This window comes from Paenibacillus sp. FW104-T2, assembly GCF_058789975.1.
Genome location: NZ_JBYTCE010000015.1, coordinates 17,925 through 36,749, shown reverse-complemented (window position 1 = coordinate 36,749; position 18,825 = coordinate 17,925). Strand labels below are relative to the sequence as shown.

The following is an 18,825-nucleotide window of genomic DNA, read 5'->3' as shown; positions in this document are numbered from 1 at the left end:
CTGAACCTCCGCTCTTAAACGAATTCATAATGTTTGGTGTATAAGCACTGGCCGAAATCCTTCAGGAGCCTCCATCACAATCGTAATTTCCTTCGGTGCACATACCTCCAGTTGAAATACAAGCTCTCCTTCTTCTTCACGAATCTGCCAGGCTACATCAACTCTTCCGTCACCGGGAAGCGGCACGGCCCCTTTCGCCCATTGCAAATCACCAGGCTGCGGAGCAACACGAATTTGTGTCCAACCATCTGCAATGGAACGAACCCCGAGTACGGATGCGCCCAAAAAGTACCCCGGTGCTGCCGACCAGGCGTGACAATGACTGCGTGTCAAATCTTTGGGATTCGCCCGATTCTCGGTAAATCCCGGGTACATTTCCCAGCAGGTGGTCGCTTCGTGTTTCACCATTTCGCCGAATTGCTTCCTCATGTCCTGCAGCATATAATCCGTCTCACCGCTCATCACGAGAGCTTCATAATAGAAGAACGTCATAAACGGACTTCCGATTGCCACAAAATTCTCAGGCGGCAAGGTTAAATAGGAAATAAGCTTTTCTCTGCGTTCCCCTGTTGCTATTCCGGTAACCAGTGCCATCACCTGGGTCTGCATGCTAAAGATGCTTGAATAAGCACCATTCGCATGGATGCAGTCCACATAAGCCTGATGCTCTTCGCTCCATAAATGGCTATTTATCGCGCGGGTTAAACTTTCGGATGCGGAAAAGTAGGATTGACTCTCTTCTGTGCAGCCTGCCATTTCGGACAATTGGGCCGCATCTGCCAGCGTGCGCGCAAATATCGTATTTTGATGCGTGACCGTCCCGTCGTTGGGCTGCTCCATCGGCGCCCAGTCCAGCAGATTCCAGGCTTTAATGGTAAGAAGTCCTTTGGCATCGATATGCTGCAAATAATGATCCAGCGTGAACTTCACTTTGGGCCAGATCGACGCTGCGAATTTCTTGCTCCCGGTATAGCGGGCATATTCGAGACAAGCGGTGACCCAGAAAAAGGTCCAGTTCGGAATCACGCTGCTCCAGCCGCTGGGCACCTGATCCACATAGAGCGGCGTTTGACGGCTTGATCCTGGAACGAGCTGCAGACAATGTCGTACGATATCCGTTGCACCGAACACATAATAGTTGACGAGCGCTTCATTGCGGCTGTCGCCAACCCAGAAAACCTGTTCATAAGTGGGGCAATCCACAAAAGTATCCTCCATGCACAGCCTGGTGGTATGCTTGCTGATCTCCCAGATGTCATTCAAAAGCGAATCGGAGCAATGGAATCGACCAATCTCTGCCACAGGATAATTGCTCTGCACAAGGGTAACACCAAACAGCCGCACGGGTCTCGTATTCCCGTGTATGGTAAGCATAAGATACCGCAGCCCTCTCCTTACTGGAGATTCATAGCTTTGTCTTCCGTCACGGCAAACGTAACGCAGCGTATTATCAACGCCAAAGGTATCCTGACGCCACATACCCTCCATATACTCAAAACCGTATGCATCAATAATGGTGCCTTCCGAAGCATCCACTTCGAATCGAAGGTAACCGGACCATTCACGGCCAAAGTCCAGAATCAGCTCGGTACTTCTCCCGGCAGAGCTTGTCGGCACGATGGCAGGCTGTCGATTGGCGAAGCATACTTGCTGCAAATCCGCAGGAACGGGACGTGCTTGCTCCTGACTCTTCCAGATGCTGGACGTAAAGATTGAAGCATCCGAGCTGAGTCTCTCAGGAAACGGCTTTATCCAGGCCCGGTAAGGAGCAAGCTCAGAGACGGAGGCCAAATTTCGGCATCGTAGGTACACTTCTGCATCCGGGAAGACCTTTCCATCCAAAGGTTGATTACCGCCAAATCCCTGATATGCCCGGATGGGATCATGATCCGGCTGATGGTCGATATGCACGAGAGTCGCAAAAGGACCTATCAAGGCAAAGGGTGTTTTGCTCGCTTGTAATTCATCAAGAGGCGGTACAACTGTAAAAGGAACGTCGCAGTCGATTCCAAGGTGCAGCCCGCCGCCATGATCCGGTCCAGCCAGCTCGACCAGCAGCAGATTGTCTCCTGGCTGCAGCGTAACACGCTGCATTCTACGTGGATGTTCCCCGCTCATAGCTGTCGCTGGATAATGTGTACCGTTGAGCGTTATGCCACGCAGCGCATGAAAAGCGCTGAAAAGTCCAATGACAGCTTCAGCTTCGCCACCTGCCCGAATAACTGCTGCAGCATATCCGGCAAAGGATACGGGATTGGCATGCATCCTGCTCCCCGGGTCCATCGCTTCTCGCACATCCAGCACATGGGTCCAGGATACGAGAGACACTTCTTTTACTGATTCCAGTCGAATAGGCCATACTTCTTGCTCGGTCAGTTCGGGTATGTCACTCGGAATCAAGTTTTCCCAAGGCGCAATGCCTGGTGTGCCAATGATCCGTGCAGCAGTCCAGCCATCATCCTCAGGATAAGACAACGCTTCTGCTCCAACCCAGCCTTCGTCCCAGCGGGATGCATCCACTTGTTCAGCAAAGCCAAGCTGACAGGACATGCGTGCTGACCGCCGTTCATAACCGGCATGAAGTGCCGTCTGCCAGGATTCATCCGAACCCAGGATAAACTCTCTTCGCGGCAGAATACCGTCCGAGGCATGGTGTACCGATTCCAGTTGAGCGAGAAGTCCTCCCCTCCCCGGCAGATACGTGAACGTAGCCACGCCATAGCTGATCACCAGAACTGCCAGAACATTACGTCCTGTACGAAGCAGATGGCCAACTTCATGCACATGGTAGTTCAGTTCAAAAGGCCAGGAGCGATTGGGTCCTCTGCCACACAGAACACCGTTGACATATAAGACATATCTGGCATCAGCCGTAATGGTCACCTCAGCGCTTCCATACTCCCATTCCTGCAATTCGAATTCCCGCCGAAAACAACGCCATTCGTTACGCGGCCAATCCTCGCCTTCTCCCCAGATCCATGAAGCTCGCCATGTGAATGCCTCTTCAGCGGTGACTTTCCGTGCTGCTGGCATGTCACTCCCGCCAGTTGATAAAATGTGATTCATATCTGCATCAACTCCTGTCAATCCGAATGTTCAAAAGAAAAAGGAGCTAAAACTTCACAGCTCTAGCTCCCCACTCTGCCGCTTACTTTTACAGCCAAGTCTTATTACAGCCCATGAGCTTGACGAAGCCGCTGAACTTCAGCGTTGTACCAGGCAGAAAACTCATCTGCGCCAGCTTTTTTGAATGCCGCAAGTGCAGCTTGTTTGTTCGCTTCGAATGCCTGATCATCCTTGGAAAGAATGATTTTGGCGGCCTCGCGTGCTGCCAACTCTTTGAGCTCGGACTCCTGTTTCTTCAGTTTGTCATCCAAGGTTACGCCTGGAACGGTATTGCGCTGCACAATCTCTTCGTCCGACATGCCGTTCATCCAGGTGGTAAACGTGTTCAATTTGCCTTCATCAATCAACTGTTTGAACACCTCTCCCGAGTAAGAAGCGCCATAGTATTCGGCAAAGTCCTTTTCAAGCGGTGTGGCCGCTTTGGATAACGCTTCCTCTGAAGTAAAGAGGTCGACCGGCATCTTGTCATTCGGATTGATCATGTTGCCACCGAGCCCAATGATGTTGCGGTCCAGCGACAGTCCGGTGGCTTCATACGGTGCACCGCCTGCTGCTTTGAGAGAGAGCGTTTCGTCTGTAAGTGTCGGTTTGCCGTCCACGGTCTTCCAGTGCTTGCCTTCCACACCGTTATACATGGTTCGTGCTCCCTCATAAGAGTAAATATAATTCAGGAATTCCATCGCTTTTTCAGGATTTTTGGACGTTTTCGAAATGCTGTAGGCTTTGTCCTGCCATCCAAGCGGATTGACTGCTCCCGTCCATGCAAGTTTACCGGCAGGTACAACCAGATATCCCTTGCCCTCGCTTGAATGCTGTGCATTGAAATCACCCATTGCCCAAGTGGCTGGACCAACAACGATCTGTCCTGCAGTGGCTTTCGCCATATAGTCATTGTTTTTCATCGTAAGGGAGTCCGGATCAAGCAAGCCTCTACGTTGAGCCTTGTTATAGAAATTAAGTGCTGTCCAGAAATTGGAGGACTCGTCGGTCAAATTGCTGATGAACTCGCTGCCGCCAACCTGGGATGCTGTCAGGTCGCTTGTAGCGCTTGCACTTTCTGTGAAGATGACGGGTGGAATGGTATAAGGCCAGAGCCCCCAATCCTGCCACATGGACACGCCGTAAACTTTTTTCCCATCTTCAGTCTGCGGGTGTTTCTCCACAATTTTTGCTACAACGTCCAGCAGGTCATCCATCGTAGCCATTTCCGGTGCACCGATTTCCTTATACCAGTCCCAACGTATCGTTGGACCAATCGTTATGGGTGCAATGGACGTACCTGGTTTGGATTGTACTTGCGGAGGCAGAAAATACAGTTTGCCCGTACCGTTACTCCAGTTCTGTTTGCTGTATTCAACTACTGTTCCGATGTTCGCCGTAATATCTTTGCCTGAAGTGGCAAGCAACTCGTCAAGTGGGACGATTAGATCCCCTTCAATTAGCTGCTTCTGGTATTTGTTCACATCCGTACGCACCAGGTCGGGCAGATCGCCGCCAGCCAGCAATACATTGAATTTGTTCTCGTCTGCTTCAACGTATTCAATCTTGACACCGATCTTCTCCGCAATAGCCTGCGCCACCTCGTTATTCTGTTGTGTATTCCATTTGGAGCCGGTTTCCATAATGAGCACCCGAAGTGTCACGAGGCCTTTGTCCGAGCCGGTGTCTGATGAACCCGCTCCCCCCGTATCCGTCTGGCCTGTTCCCGAGCCGCCACCTGTACAGGCTGCCAGCAGCATAGACGTCATGATAAACAGTGCCATTACACGGCGAAACGATTTTTTAGTTCTCATGTCATAACCCCTCCTGTTTATTCTTCTATGATTATCGGCAGATGCCGGATAATCCGGTTTGATTGCAGATTCATTTAAACCTTAACCCTTCACGGCACCCATCATGATGCCTTTGACGAAGTAACGCTGCAGCATCGGGTACACCAACACGATGGGGAGCGTGACGAGCATCGTAATCGTCATGCGAATGGATTGAGGTGTCAGTGATCTCACAACATCCCCACGGGTCAATTCTTCCGTCGTCATGTTGGACAGGTTGCTCGACTGATTCAAGAAATTGTACAGCACGAGCTGCAGCGTTTGCAGCTTCGGATTTTCCACCAGAAAGAAGTTGTCGAACCAGGTATTCCACTGACCTACGGCTGAGAACACCGCAATGGTCGCTATGATAGGCATCGACAGCGGAAAAATAATGCTGCGATAGATTCTGAAGTACCCTGCCCCGTCGATCTTGGCCGATTCCTCCAGTGATGCGGGCAGCTGTTCAATGAACGTTTTGATCAGAATAATATTAAATCCAGACATGGCACTTGGGATAATGTATAACAAGAAATTGTTTTGCAAGCCGTAAGTTTTCATGGTCAGATACCACGGAATAAAGCCTGCATTGAAGTACATGGTAATCAGAACAAAGCGGTAAATGATTTTGCGGTACGGCATCTCTTCCTTGGTAATGAGATAGGCAAAGAATGAACAGCTGAAAACCGTAATCAGTGTACCCAGCACCGTACGGGAGACACTTACAATGGCTGCGTCAAGGATGCCTGGCAGCTGAACTGTCGCTCTGTACGCTTCAAGAGAGAAGCCAGCTGGCCAGAGGTATACCCCTTTTTGAACCTCAATGGGATCACTGATGGAATAGATGAGGATATAATAAAACGGATATATGGTGATGATGACAAGCAGTGACAGCATGATGTAATTAAACAGGGTGAACGTCAGATCTTTCCAATCCGTGTGGCGTACCGGACGAAGCATCTGTCCTGCGGGTTGTGTACGCATCTCTGTATTTCTCCTTTCCCTGCGTGTCAGACAATGCCTTGACCGCGAACTTTCTTGGATAGAATGTTAACACTGAAGAGCAGCAGGACACTGATGACGGTTTTGAAAATGCCTACTGCTGTCGAGTAAGAGTAATCTCCGGTCACAAGGCCGAGCCGATATACATAAAGGTCAAGCACTTCAATCCGGTCTGCTATCATGACATTGCTGAATACGAGATATTGCTCAAATCCTGCGGAGAGCAGGTTACTGACCGAGAGCAGCAAGAGCACAATGAAGGTCGGCATAATGCTCGGCAGCGTAATATGCCAAATGGTGCGCATGCGTCCCGCGCCATCCACCTTCGCTGCATCATACTGCTCGCTGTCGATACCAACGATGGCGGCCAGATAGATAATGGCGCTCCAGCCTGCAGATTTCCACAGCAGCAGCAACGTTTGTACCGTCCAGACACGGTCATAGTTGCCCAGGATATCAACTGGGGGGCTGCCGATACCCGTTTTTAACATAATGGAATTGACGGCCCCCTCGGTGCTGAACATGCTGAACGCTAGAGAGAATACGATAATCCAGCTGATATAATTCGGAAGTGTGGACACGGTCTGCACCAGCCGTTTGAACCAGCCGGAACGAACCTCCGAAATCAGGATGGCAAGCAGCATCGGTATGGGGGCTGTTACAATGGACAACAGGCTCAGTGCCAGCGTATTAGCCAGTACGGGTCCCATCCGCGGATCATCGAACATGTTGCGGAAATTTTCCAGTCCCAAAAACGGAGTTTGTTGAAGCGGAATGCCTGGTTTGTAATCAAAGAATGCATAGATCCATCCGAATAAAGGGACATAACTGAAGGCCAGCGTAAACAGGACGAACGGTGTGGCTAGTAGCAGGAGGTGTATGCCGTCCTTGCGGTTCAACTTGCCAGCTCTTTGCTTCACAGAGCTGTTCAGGGTCTCGGTACGTTGCATATGAATTTCTCCTTTGTGCGTTTGCTTTCGTTTGTGCTTATTCATATGGTAACGCTTTCTTTTCTTCGCTTGAATGAAGAATCCCTTGATCTGCTTGAAAAAAACAATTCTGCCTCACAGGCTCACTTGAAAAATTTTAGGCTTTTGCTTGAACAAATCCACCACCACTTTATAAAAAAACGCCCTCATGTGCTGCCTTCCGGCCAAGCTCACGAGAGCGTAGATCATTTTGTGTTCGAATGTTGCTGTACCCACATATCCAGACATAAGCTCCTGTTTTACAGTCGGTGAACTGGCAATGTAACGATCACCTTAGCCCCCTGCTCAGCAGGAACGAAGTGAATGCCGAAGTCCGGGCCATAATATAATCGAATCCGTTTATTGACGTTATTGAGCCCGATTCCACTTCCGCCAACGGTGGATTTGGGTGATTCACCGCTTGCCAGCTTTTCGTTTAGTGCATTGAGGCTCTCCTTATCCATGCCAATGCCGGAATCTGTGACGCATAACATCAGACGATTATGGTCGCCAGAGACACTGATCCTGATCTGGATGGCAAAGTCTTCGCTCTGTCTGCCCGATGCAATGGAATTCTCCAGCAGCGGCTGCAGAATAAAGCGTGGAACCTGACAATCCATCCAATGCTCATCCACGTCCATCGTGAATGTAATGTTATTGTTGAATCGCATGTTGATGATTCTCAAATAGTTGTCGACATACGACAGCTCGTCACGAAGGGAACACATCGAATCTTTGCTGGAGAATACAGGACGCAAAATATTGCCGAGTGCTACAATCGTATTAACAATGTTGTCAGCCTTCACGATGACAGCCATCCATCGGATCATATTCAGCGTGTTATACAAGAAATGTGGATTGATCTGATATTGCAATGCCTCCAGCTCAAGCTCCCTCTTCTTCTCTTGAATCTCATTGTTTTTATCCACCAGCTCAACCATGCTGAGCGACATCTCGTTAAAGCGCCGGATAACTGTGCCCAGCTCATTATTCGGAACATGATCCACGGTGACCCCGAGTTCACCGCGGCTCATATCTTTCATTTTGCTGGACAATTGGTTCAGCGGTTTAATGATTTTGCGCAACCAGAAGTATGAGGCGATAAATATGGCGAGCACACTAATCGTGAATACCAGTACCAACATTCGTTGAACACCCAGGATCTGATCCGCATACTGGCTGAGCGGAATTTCCTTCAGGAGATACCAGCCGCCGTCATGGAGTTTGTAATATACAACCTGCATGCTGCGTCCGCCTTTTTCGTCATCCAAACTTCCGTAAGCTCCATCCGCCAGCTCCACACCAGGTTTCAAGTGACTCTGCGTACCTACCCGATCCGCCTCACTGGCCGATAAAACCATTCCCTCAGCGTTAGCGATGTACATGTCTCCTTCTTCGCTGTTCAGCGCCGTAGAGTATATGGATGACAGATAGCGTTCATCAATATTGATGATCAGTGTGGCACTTGTTGTTGGATCATACATTGCGCGGGTTCCCCGCATCAGACTGATTAGATAACCATCATCTTTCCCGGTGAGGTAAGGATTGTAGAACGATTTTTTGATCCCGGAATGGATAACCAGCTGAGGATACTGTTCAAGCGTCTGAAGAAAGGGTTCGGAGGTGAAGAAACTCTTCTGCCATGCATCCCGATCGTAAACGAGCGTCCGCTTCTGGCTTCCTCCAACCGCTCCCAGGTTGTTCGCCGTAATATAGATGGAATCGATATAATTGTAGTTGTCAATAAAATCGGCAATGACCCGCTGCACATCGTTTTTGGATTCGAGGAACTCCTCTTCCGTTTTCTCTGAAATTTTGTACAAAAATCGCTGAATGTGTTCATCTCGCAGAAAAAGCATGGATAACCGATCAATCTCCTTCACCAGTCCGCCGATATTATGGTCAAGCTGCTGAAACTGCTGGTAGAGCAGCCGTTCATTTTGAATCTTGATCATGTTTTGCATAAAGGAATAAATAAAATAAGAAGCCCCAGCCAGTACGGCGAGGCTGATGACCATAATATAGAGAATGAGCTGGGTTCTCAGCTGTCTGGAATCAAAAAGCGTTTGGAGGGATTTCTTCATTAGGGCACCCTCTTGTCTTTGTTCGTCGTTTGTCTGCGATATTCATTCGGGTTAAGACCGGTAATTTTTTTAAAAACCTTACTGAAATACGTATACTCGGGCGAAAATCCAACCAATGCCGGCACATCGGAAGAACGCAGCTGACTTTGGGCAAGCAGCTCCTTAGCCCGTTCAATCCGGTATCGGTTTACATAATCAATATACGTAATCTGCAGCTCTCTGCGGAACAGGTTACTAAGGTATCCAGGGCTTAATCCAACATGGTCTGCAACCATTTGAAGGCTAATGTTCTCCGTGTAATGTCGCTTGACGTACTCAATGGCCCGGGTGATCTCATCACTCATTTGTAAGCGTTTGCTAATCAAGTCAACCAACGTATCCATATATACGAGTACCTGGTCGAGCATATCCGGCATCGTGTCACAGGTTTCCAGATTCTCGGTCATGCTGAGCAGCAGCGTTTTTTCGTTGTTATGATCATATACATGGGTATTCACCCACTGCACGAACTGGTAGATGGTGATTTCCATGGATTTTCGCTCTTGGCTCATGCCGCATTCCATCTCATCCAGCAATTCATCATATTCTTTCTCTTTGAGTTTCGGCAGCAATTCCCGAATGGATGTGTGGTTTCGAATCTGTTCAAGCCTGGCAAGCACACCAGTATAGTCTGCCCGCCCTGTTCCTTGATGCTGCTGTCCGGAGCCTGTAATAAATTTGCGCTGCAATGCGCGTTGTGCTTCGGCGTATTGTCTGGGGAGCGAATCATACCCTCCGTTGACACTGCTGATCCCAAACGAAACGGTACTGTTAAAGTAATGGCGAATAGTATCCTGAATATGTTCGAGCAGTTGACGAATCTCCTGCACGATGGCTTGTTCGGACAGCAGATCAGCAAAATGCAGTACAAGTGCGTAGTGCCGGTCGTTGATCTGAACCGCTTCTCCTCGTTTATAACCGGACATAATCTCGCTTAATATGTTTAACAGCGACATCTTGACCAGATGACCATGCTCATCCCGGAAACGTTCCTTGAGCGAAACATACCGGTCCACTTCCATCACGCAAACGACCAAGCGAACAGGCGAGAGCCGAAGGCCGCTGTCTGTAATGAAACTGGCAAATTCCTCCGCTGAAAAGATACGGTAGAACATAAAATCCTTAAACATCTTTTCCTTCACAAGCTCCATATCCGGGGATGCTGCAGCTGCTCTGCCCTGAACATGGGTTGAGTTATGCTGCTGATCCAGCTCTTCCCTGACCCCGGTCAACACTTGCTCAATCTCTTCTTCCGTCATCGTCAGCTTCAGAATATAACTGGATACGTCCAGTGTCAGTGCTTTGCGGGCAAGCTCGAACTCTTCCAAACAAGATAGCACAACGACACGTGTATATTTGTCCTGCTTGCGGATGTTGGAGATCAGCTCCATGCCATCCATTCTCGGCATACTGATATCGGTAATGACCACATCGGGTTTCTCGCGCTCATAATAGTCCCATGCAGATTGGCCATCCGGAAAATCGGCGGACACCTCAAGCCCAAATTTGCTCCACTCGACGGAATTTTTCAGTCCGATGCGAACCAGCATTTCATCCTCGACAATCATTACCTTATACATGCATCAAACCCCTTTCAAAATCAAAATCCAGTCGTTCCCTCTTCCGCTGGTTGGGGCTGTGAAACGTTTAATGCCTTGGTTCGGTATTGTAAAATCTCTAGAAACTTCGGTCCTGCCTCCTGTTCTGGGGCAAAACCATATGGCTTTGACCTGTTTGCCCTCAATATACCCCATGACCACGTCAACATACAAGCCACTGGGCAGATATATGTAAGCGTTATATTTATTTTGTGCAGCAACAGCATAATTGGCACCTGTACGGTTGAGGTGAATCAGTTGTGAATTGGGTCTCCAATCCGGACCGATCTCCTCTTCAAGCAGTGTACGAGCATGACGCATCTGTTTCGCTCCTGGGCGATGCAGTGCTTCGCGCCAGGACATGATGAAATAATCGCCCATGCTGTTAGATTCAGCCAGATCATCCGTCCCCTGATACATAGACCATATTGAATGATGACCATATGTGTGACCCAGCGCGCCTGAGAATAGCGCATAATATGCAGCTCTTCTCACATCGGCTGCATCAAAATAGCCTTGTTCACCTCTGAATCCGACGGGAATATCCTCGTAGCATGGCTCAGCATCCAGCGTCGGTTTAACGGGCACACGTTCATAATCTTGTTGTACACGACTGTTGTTGGTAATCTCTCGCTCTCCATGTCCAGACTGAATCATATTGAAATCCAGCCAGGACTCATCATGAAGTTGGCGGGAAGATGAATCACATCCGGGCGGATGGAAGGTCATAAGTTGCCGTGCACCGCCTTGTTTGAGCCCTTGTGCCATGGACGTGACAATGTCAAAATGACGTTTCGTTTCCAATGGACGGTCCCCTCCCAGCACCCAAACGATCTGATGGTAATCAGCATATCTCTCACCTAGCCATTTCCCGAAACTAAACGCAGTTTCTGGTGTGAATATCTCTGGCCCTTTCCCCCACTTCTTATTGAACTTGTCACCCCAAGTCGGCAGCAGCGCCACATAGAGTCCAAGGCTGTCTGCAAGGTCAAGTATGTAATCCACATGATCCCAATAGGAGTAGGTTCCCTCGGTATCCGGTCGGGTTGGATCAGGTTCACCTATTCCACTTACATACAAGGGCAATCTGCCTTGTGCATTTTCCGTTGTGACACCACTGAACTCGGCAAGCAGCACGGTCTGAATGACAGTGAAGCACTGTGCTGCCCTTGTACGTAAATACAGTTCGCTCTCTTCCTGGTTCAGGCGGTGAAGCAATTCCCAAGCCGTGTCTCCCAGCCAGAAAAAAGGAACGCCCTGCAATGTCTCCAGATAACGACCGTTCGCAGCAACCCGAAGGGCAGCAAGGGTACGATTTTTATTTTCAAAGTTTATTTGATTGCATCGTTCTCTGTTCGCTTCACTGTTTGACGTATTCATAGCATGTGTCACCTTCCTAACGTTTGTTCTCTTATCAAGAGCATAGAATGCATATTTCGTTTCGTAAAGGCCGTTTCCGAGCAAAATCGTTCAACTGTGCTTTGTTTTGTTCAACCTGAGCGACTTTTTTTCAACTGTTTCAGTCGATAATTCAAATCCGTATTTTGTTGAAAACGCTATCATTTTAAGTGACGCAAGCGGATCGGCGCACAGGCGGTCTACATGAGATCCTGTATTCTGCATTCGATCTTGCGGTATACCACAATAAAGGAGAGCTGAGATGAAAAGTAAATCTGGTTATCGAACCTCAAGGTGGGGGATTTCGCTCCTCATTACCACGATGCTCACTTCGTTAATTCCCGTTTCTCCTCAAGCATATGCAGCTGTTCAGAACCAGAGCCAGAATGAGAACAGCACCAGTCATACCATAACGATTGATACGAATGATGTAATTCAGGATGATTTTCTCGGCGTTGGAGTCAATACCATTCCAACAGCACTCATGCCCGGTCAGACCCAATACGGGTATACGGAAGCCCACTGGGAGGTGGATAAAAAGCGAATACAGACCATTGAACCCAAGGTCGCCAGAGTTTGGTTCCAGATCGATTGGATGGAGCCTACGAAAGGTACGTACACATGGGACAGTGCCAAAATGAAAGCTTTTTACAAATATCTTGACGCCTTTAAAACCGCTGGAACGGAAGTCGAATTGAACTTCGGCTGGAAAGTCGGATCGACCGTACACGATTGGTTCTCGATACCGGGAATTGATCCGTGGACAAGTGCACCAGCTGATCTGGATGCTTATGCGGCTTCCGCATCTGCTCTGCTTGAGGAATTGATTCAGAACCGAGGATACGACAATGTGAAGTACCTGACGTTTTATAATGAGCCTAACGGAAGTTGGGACTTTGAAGCTCCCGGTGATCAGAAAGCCTATTACGCCGAGATGGTCAATAAAACAAGTGCGAGACTGACTGCGGACGGACTCCGCGATCTGATCGAAATCTGGGGGCCCGAAGAGACAGGCGCTCCTGCCTGGATTGAGTACATGAAAGAGCATGCGGATGACGCCATTGATGGATACAGCTTTCACGTTTATGGAGAATCCTACGATGGACTGGGCAGCGCCTTCGCGCAGCGGAAAGAATACGTGGGGGATAAACCGCTCCATTTAACCGAATTTGGCTGGGCAGACGACAACGCCAGCAACTGGGATGCCGGATATGCGAATTCAGTGATTCAGACAGCCAATATGGGTGTGAAATCAGCTCTGATGTGGCAGTTAAATGGGGTATGGACCAATGATCCTACAGGTGGAACGAACGGTACGTATACGATGTGGGATGCATTGCCCCTGGGGCTGAACCCTCGCAAAACATTCTACATCGCTGGCATGCTGAACCGCTATATTCCTGAGCACAGTGAAGTTTTGGCTGTAGATACGAACGGCTCAACCGACGTTCGCGCAGCAGCGTTCAGAGACAACGATGGCCATTATACCGTGCTCGTCGAAGCAAAAGCAGGTACGGAAAAAGAAATTACCCTGGATTTTGGCAGTACTGCGGTAAACAACACGATCCGTAAAATGGTATACAAAAACGATATCCTTCAAGAACCTAATGCGATCCTTCCTCCTGTAACAGCAACTTTTCCTGGGGGAGCTATGTTAACAGATAGCAATGTGAGCGATGATTACAATGTTATCATTTATACGACCCAGCCTGCAGAGACGCAAGTCAAGCTAGATAACGTAAATCCTACCGTCCGCTCGGGGGATTCCATCACGCTTGAAGCAGAGGTCATTGATAACATCGGAAGTGTGACTTGGAGCGTCGTTGGACAAAACAATGGCACCATTAACAGCGCTAGCGGCGTATATCAAGCACCCCAAGTGACAGACGAAAAGTTAATTGCAGTTCGCGCAATGAGTACGGCCGATCCGTCGGCATATGGTGTCGTTCTCGTACGCGTCCTGCCTTCGTCACTGGCCGGCAAAGTTGAAGTTCCCACCTTTAGCCTAGACCGTCACGTGTTCCCGAGCTCCGAAGTGCTCTATCTGGAGACAGCGACGAGCGGAGCTCAAATCCGTTATACAACCGACGGAAGCGAACCTACAGCTCAGTCCTCCCTTTACGTGAGACCCATTATTCTGAACGAAGGTTCCCTCGCACTCTACAAGGTCAAAGCGTTCAAAACGGGTATGCAGCCTTCGGGCACCGTATCCTCCCTTTATCAAATCGGACAGATCAGCAGTTCACCTGACGGTTACAAACTCTGCATGGTTGAAAATGGCGGTGAATGTTATTTTCAGGGGAAAGCCGTTGTTGCGTACGGCGCAGATGGGTTATTTAATTATTCCATTCAGGAAGACGGTGTGGCCTGCACAAGCGCCATTCTGGGAGATCCCATTCCAGGTGTAAACAAACGCTGCTATGTAAACCCTGAAATTCCGGATGAACTTCCCGTGGTTACTTTTTTTAATGCTGGCTTTGAGAAACCGGCCACCACTTCAGCCCGGCCGGGTCCCTTGACCAACGGATGGGTGTTCGACAGCCACTCCGGTGTGCAGCACAATAATGGTCCATTTCAGGCCCCTGCCGCGCCTCAAGGGGTACAGACAGGCTATCTGAAAACGGATGGCGGTGTATCGGGCACGCTAAGTCAATCCATCCATTTCAAGCCAGGAACATATCAAATGTCATTTAAGGCAGCTAAACGGACCAGTTTTGGGGGCACCCAATCCTTTGATGTTTATTTTGATGATCAGGTAATAGGCTCATATCAGCCCGAGTCCGGCAGCTTCGAAACGTTCAGAACAGATGCCTTCGAGACAACTGGTGGAAAACATACAATCAAATTTGTGGCGACTACAACTCAAGGGGACAACACTGCCTTTATCGATGACGTTAGAATTACACTGCCACTTACCCCTCAGGACCCCTTTATCGGAAATTCAAGCTTTGAGTCACCTGCGGTTACTCATCCGACAGGTGTGGTGACCGGGATTACCGCGGATTGGAGTTTTAATGATCAGTCAGGTATCCTGCGAAATGGCAGCAGCATGACCTCCATGACTGCACCCGCCGGGCTGCAAGCTGCTTTTGTTCGAAGCCAGGATGGTGTGCAAGGTTCACTTCATCAGTCCGTAACGTTCCCGGCAGGAAGTTACGTCTTAAACCTAAAAGCTGCTGCACAGACAGCTGAGCAACCTCAGCCCGTGCAAATTCAAGTGGGCGGTCAGACGGTTGGTACCATTACTCCATCCAGCAGTGCATACCAATCCTTCACAACCGACTGGTTTACCGTTGCCAATGGCTCGCATACGATCACCTTTACCGCAGCGGGAACAGGCACCCATGCAACCTTTATCGATCAGATCACCGTAGAGAAAGTTGATGTACCGGATCATGCAGTTTTGCAAAATAACGGTTTTGAACATCCGGCTATCTCTTCTCAGAATGGTGTATCCGTGGGCAGCGGTGAGGGCTGGAGCTTCAAGAATAACGCGGGCAGAATTCGCAATGGCAGCGTGTTTGGCGCCTCTGACGCACCCGAAGGAACGCAGGCCGCGTATTTGCAAACCCTAAATGGTAAGCAGGGTGAATTCAGCCAATCCCTGATCTTCCCTGCGGGCAGCTATGTCATTCAGTTTCAGGCAGCCAAGCGGACCAGCTTTGGTGGACAACAGTCCTTTGATGTCTATCTGGATGATCAGTCGATCGGTTCGTTTACACCTGGAAGCGGATCTTACACTGCTTACACCAGCAATCCCTTCCAAATCACGAAGCCGGGGAAACACCAAATCCGGTTTGTGGGAACTTCAGGTACCGGCGACAATACGGCATTTATCGATGATATCGTGATTACACCTAATCCTTAAAAGGTAAATCAAGCAGAAACGCACCTGTATGATCCTATAAAAAGTGACTGCCCATTAATCTACAACTATATGAAGAGAGGACAGGCAAAAAAGCCTGTCCTCTCTTCATCATTTTCGATATTATTTTCGATGAATACAGGAATCGCTGCTTATTGGTCTGAATCCTGCATCGAGTTCCCGTGATTTGCCCATACTACGTACCGAATATATATAAGGGAGAGACTCGAATGGATCTGCAGAGCGGTAAATTATACTGGCCGACAACAATAGCTAATCCCCCCTCTTACCCTAGGTTGGAGGAGGACATATCCTGCGATGTGCTCATTATCGGGGCTGGCAGCTCCGGAGCTCAGTGTGCAAATTTCCTTTGTGACCAAGGTGTATCTGTCGTTATCGTCGACAAGAGAAAGGTTGGAGAAGGCAGTACCAGCACCAATACGGCTTTGATTCAATATGCAGGTGAGAAGAGTTTTGTATCGCTCAGCCATTCCTTTGGTGAAGAAATAGCCTCTCGTCATCTGAAGCTATGTGAAGAGTCTATTAATCATATCGAGCAAGTAAGCAGTCAATTACCCATCAATCCTGATTTTATAAGACGTGATAGCCTCTATTACGCAAGCTATGAAGAGGATGTTTCCGCTTTGAATGAAGAATATGCCCTTCTACAGAAGTACGGATTCAAGGTAGATCTGTGGAATGAAGAGCACATATCCGGCTCTTACCCATTCCGGAAAAAGGCAGCGCTGTACTATCACGACGATGCCGAGATGAACCCTTTAAAATTCGTATATGGACTTCTTGAGAAAGTAAAAATTCAGGGAGGAAAGATCTATGAGAACACGGAGATAACAGGCAGACGATTCGAACAGGATTATGCTGTCTTCTACACCAAGGAACGTCGCGAAATCCGAGCCAAACATGTAATTATTGCAGCCGGGTATGAAGATAGTGATTTTAAATCCGAAAAGAATGCTACGCTGGCAAGCTCCTATGCCGTCATTACGAAGCCTATTAATGATTTTTCAAGCTGGCACAAACGAACATTGATCTGGGAAACTGCACGCCCATATGTGTATATGCGTACAACCCCGGACAATCGGGTTATTATCGGAGGAATGGATAAGGATACTTCCTTCGCTTCAACCCGAGATTCAAAAATTCTGGCGAGCAAGGACAAGCTCATTCAAGAGTTTAACAAGCTATTTCCTGACATTCCTGCCGAGCCTGAATACTACCTGGGCGCCTTCTACGGAGGCACGCATGACGGATTGCCTGTCCTCGGCCAATACGAGACATATCCCCACTGCTATATTTTGATGGCATACGGAGATAACGGAACGGTGTATAACGGTGTCCTGGCCAAAATTGTTTCGGATCAGATTCTTACTGGATCGAGTTCGGATCTCGATATCTACCTGCAAACCAGACCGCTTATTTCCAGGTAATCCAAGATAAAAACGACCTTCACGGCAAATGGATGGGTACAGGTCTGCAGTAACATGCTCAGGTTCTCGTTCCCCTGGAACAAGAACCTGAGACACAAAAAAGCCGATTTCACAATGGAAATCGACCTTCGACAACGCTCTTGTTCCCGTTACTCCGTGATAATAATCGGACCATTTTTGGTCAGGATAATCGTATGTTCGATTTGAGCCACATAGCTCTTTTTGTTGGCAAAGGTCCAGCCGTCATTTTTTTGGAATACTTCTTCTTCAGAAGTTGAAATAAACGGTTCAAATGCAATAACCATTCCATCTTTCAGCAATTCATCATCCGATGTATCGTTGTAATTATAAATATGATCGGGTGCTTCATGGATTGTACGTCCAATACCATGTCCTGTAAGATTTTTGATAACCGTTAATTCATGCTGCTTGGCAGTTTGAAACACTGCTTTTCCAATGCCGCTTTTTTTGGAACCGGGTTTTGCTTTTTTAAGCCCTGCTTCAAATGCTTTTTTTGCAACGTCACATATTTTGGTTAATATTTCGTCTCCCTCGCCAACTACAAAGGAGATTCCCGTATCTGCAAAATAGCTGTTCTTGGAGCCGGATACATCTATGTTTACGATGTCACCTTCCTGAATAACGCGCTGTCCAGGAATCCCATGCGCTACTTCATCATTAACACTGATACAAGTGTACCCCGGAAAATCATATTCACTTTTTGGAGCTGACACGGCCCCTTCTTTGGCAAAAAGCTCTCCGGCTATGTCATCGAGTTCTTTCGTCGTTATACCCGGAACGGTCCGCTGTACCAATTCATCGCGTATGGCGGCTACGATCTTACCAATTTCCTTCAAACCATTAAAGTCTTCTTCTGTCTTTGCAATCATTTTTTCTACCTCACTATCTTTTATCATCAGGGCATTTCATTAATGCTATTCTCTCGAAAAACGTACACAAAGTAAATGGTTTCCCATCACTCTTTATAAACTTACATGATGCGCTTGGCAATTGGATGATCCTTGTTCATTTCCAACAGGTCCCCCAGATTACCGTATAAATCTTTAAATACAGCAACGATCCCATAATCTTGTTCTTTAGGCTCTCTAACAAATTCTATCCCTTTGGAGATTATTTCATTATAATCTCTCCAAAAATCGTCGGTGTTCAGAAACAAGAACACTCTGCCTGTACTATTGACTGAATCATACAGGTTGGACTCCAAATCGATGATCCCTCTATTGTGACACATTTACTAATAATAACGCAATGAAGCGATCTTAATTATCCCGTTCAATATAGATTTTAATTCAAAAATATCATAATTTCTTCAAATTGGTTCATCCTATAAAGAGGAATCAAAGTATTTTCCAGAGAGAAGGGGATTGAGATTGAATGGGTTAAATGAATGGCTCAAGCAGATCGCACATAATTACGTACTGATTGTTATTGCGGCAATATTATTTTTTGCAGTTAAAGCCGTAAT

At 48.0% G+C, this 18,825-nt stretch carries 10 protein-coding genes and 1 pseudogene; 2 read left to right on the top strand and 9 right to left on the bottom strand.

Annotated features, from left to right (window positions below; translation table 11 throughout):
• Positions 1–24: 24 nt before the first annotated feature.
• From AC3WQ3_RS18790 to AC3WQ3_RS18760, 7 genes are all read right to left on the bottom strand, one after another.
• The gene (locus AC3WQ3_RS18790; protein WP_492473123.1) at positions 25–3,066 is read right to left on the bottom strand and encodes a family 78 glycoside hydrolase catalytic domain; all 3,042 of its coding nucleotides are present in this window, start codon (positions 3,064–3,066) and stop codon (positions 25–27) included.
• Between the two features lie 104 nt (positions 3,067–3,170).
• Positions 3,171–4,919 (bottom strand): extracellular solute-binding protein, encoded by a 1,749-nt coding sequence (locus tag AC3WQ3_RS18785; protein ID WP_492473122.1) that lies wholly within the window; start codon positions 4,917–4,919, stop codon positions 3,171–3,173.
• Between the two features lie 81 nt (positions 4,920–5,000).
• On the bottom strand, positions 5,001–5,921 hold the full coding sequence (locus tag AC3WQ3_RS18780; protein WP_227779495.1) for a carbohydrate ABC transporter permease: 921 nt from the start codon (positions 5,919–5,921) through the stop codon (positions 5,001–5,003).
• A gap of 26 nt (positions 5,922–5,947) precedes the next feature.
• Positions 5,948–6,889, bottom strand: a complete 942-nt coding sequence (locus AC3WQ3_RS18775; protein ID WP_492473121.1) for an ABC transporter permease — start codon at positions 6,887–6,889, stop codon at positions 5,948–5,950.
• Between the two features lie 278 nt (positions 6,890–7,167).
• The gene (locus AC3WQ3_RS18770) at positions 7,168–8,991 is read right to left on the bottom strand and encodes a cache domain-containing sensor histidine kinase (protein ID WP_492473120.1); all 1,824 of its coding nucleotides are present in this window, start codon (positions 8,989–8,991) and stop codon (positions 7,168–7,170) included.
• Positions 8,991–10,610: a response regulator gene (locus AC3WQ3_RS18765; protein ID WP_492473118.1), complete on the bottom strand. Its 1,620-nt coding sequence runs from the start codon at positions 10,608–10,610 to the stop codon at positions 8,991–8,993. Before AC3WQ3_RS18765 ends, AC3WQ3_RS18770 begins: the two co-directional genes overlap by 1 nt.
• A 3-nt stretch (positions 10,611–10,613) precedes the next feature.
• Entirely contained in the window at positions 10,614–12,008 is a 1,395-nt protein-coding gene (locus AC3WQ3_RS18760; RefSeq protein WP_492473117.1) for a glycoside hydrolase family 140 protein, read from the bottom strand.
• 280 nt (positions 12,009–12,288) lie between these two features.
• Between AC3WQ3_RS18760 and AC3WQ3_RS18755 the strand changes: the two genes are divergently transcribed.
• Positions 12,289–15,894, top strand: coding sequence for a chitobiase/beta-hexosaminidase C-terminal domain-containing protein (locus tag AC3WQ3_RS18755; RefSeq protein WP_492473115.1), 3,606 nt, complete (start codon positions 12,289–12,291; stop codon positions 15,892–15,894).
• A gap of 227 nt (positions 15,895–16,121) precedes the next feature.
• Positions 16,122–17,339, top strand: coding sequence for an NAD(P)/FAD-dependent oxidoreductase (locus tag AC3WQ3_RS18750; protein ID WP_492473114.1), 1,218 nt, complete (start codon positions 16,122–16,124; stop codon positions 17,337–17,339).
• 149 nt (positions 17,340–17,488) lie between these two features.
• On the opposite strand, the gene map is transcribed toward AC3WQ3_RS18750, so the two are convergent.
• Together map and AC3WQ3_RS18740 are read right to left on the bottom strand one after the other, a co-directional pair.
• Positions 17,489–18,229 carry a type I methionyl aminopeptidase gene (map, locus tag AC3WQ3_RS18745; RefSeq protein ID WP_492473113.1) on the bottom strand — a complete coding sequence of 247 codons (741 nt, stop codon included), beginning with the start codon at positions 18,227–18,229 and terminating at the stop codon, positions 17,489–17,491.
• A gap of 101 nt (positions 18,230–18,330) precedes the next feature.
• A pseudogene (locus tag AC3WQ3_RS18740) lies at positions 18,331–18,534 on the bottom strand (VOC family protein); the annotation flags it as partial.
• Positions 18,535–18,825: the final 291 nt, after the last annotated feature.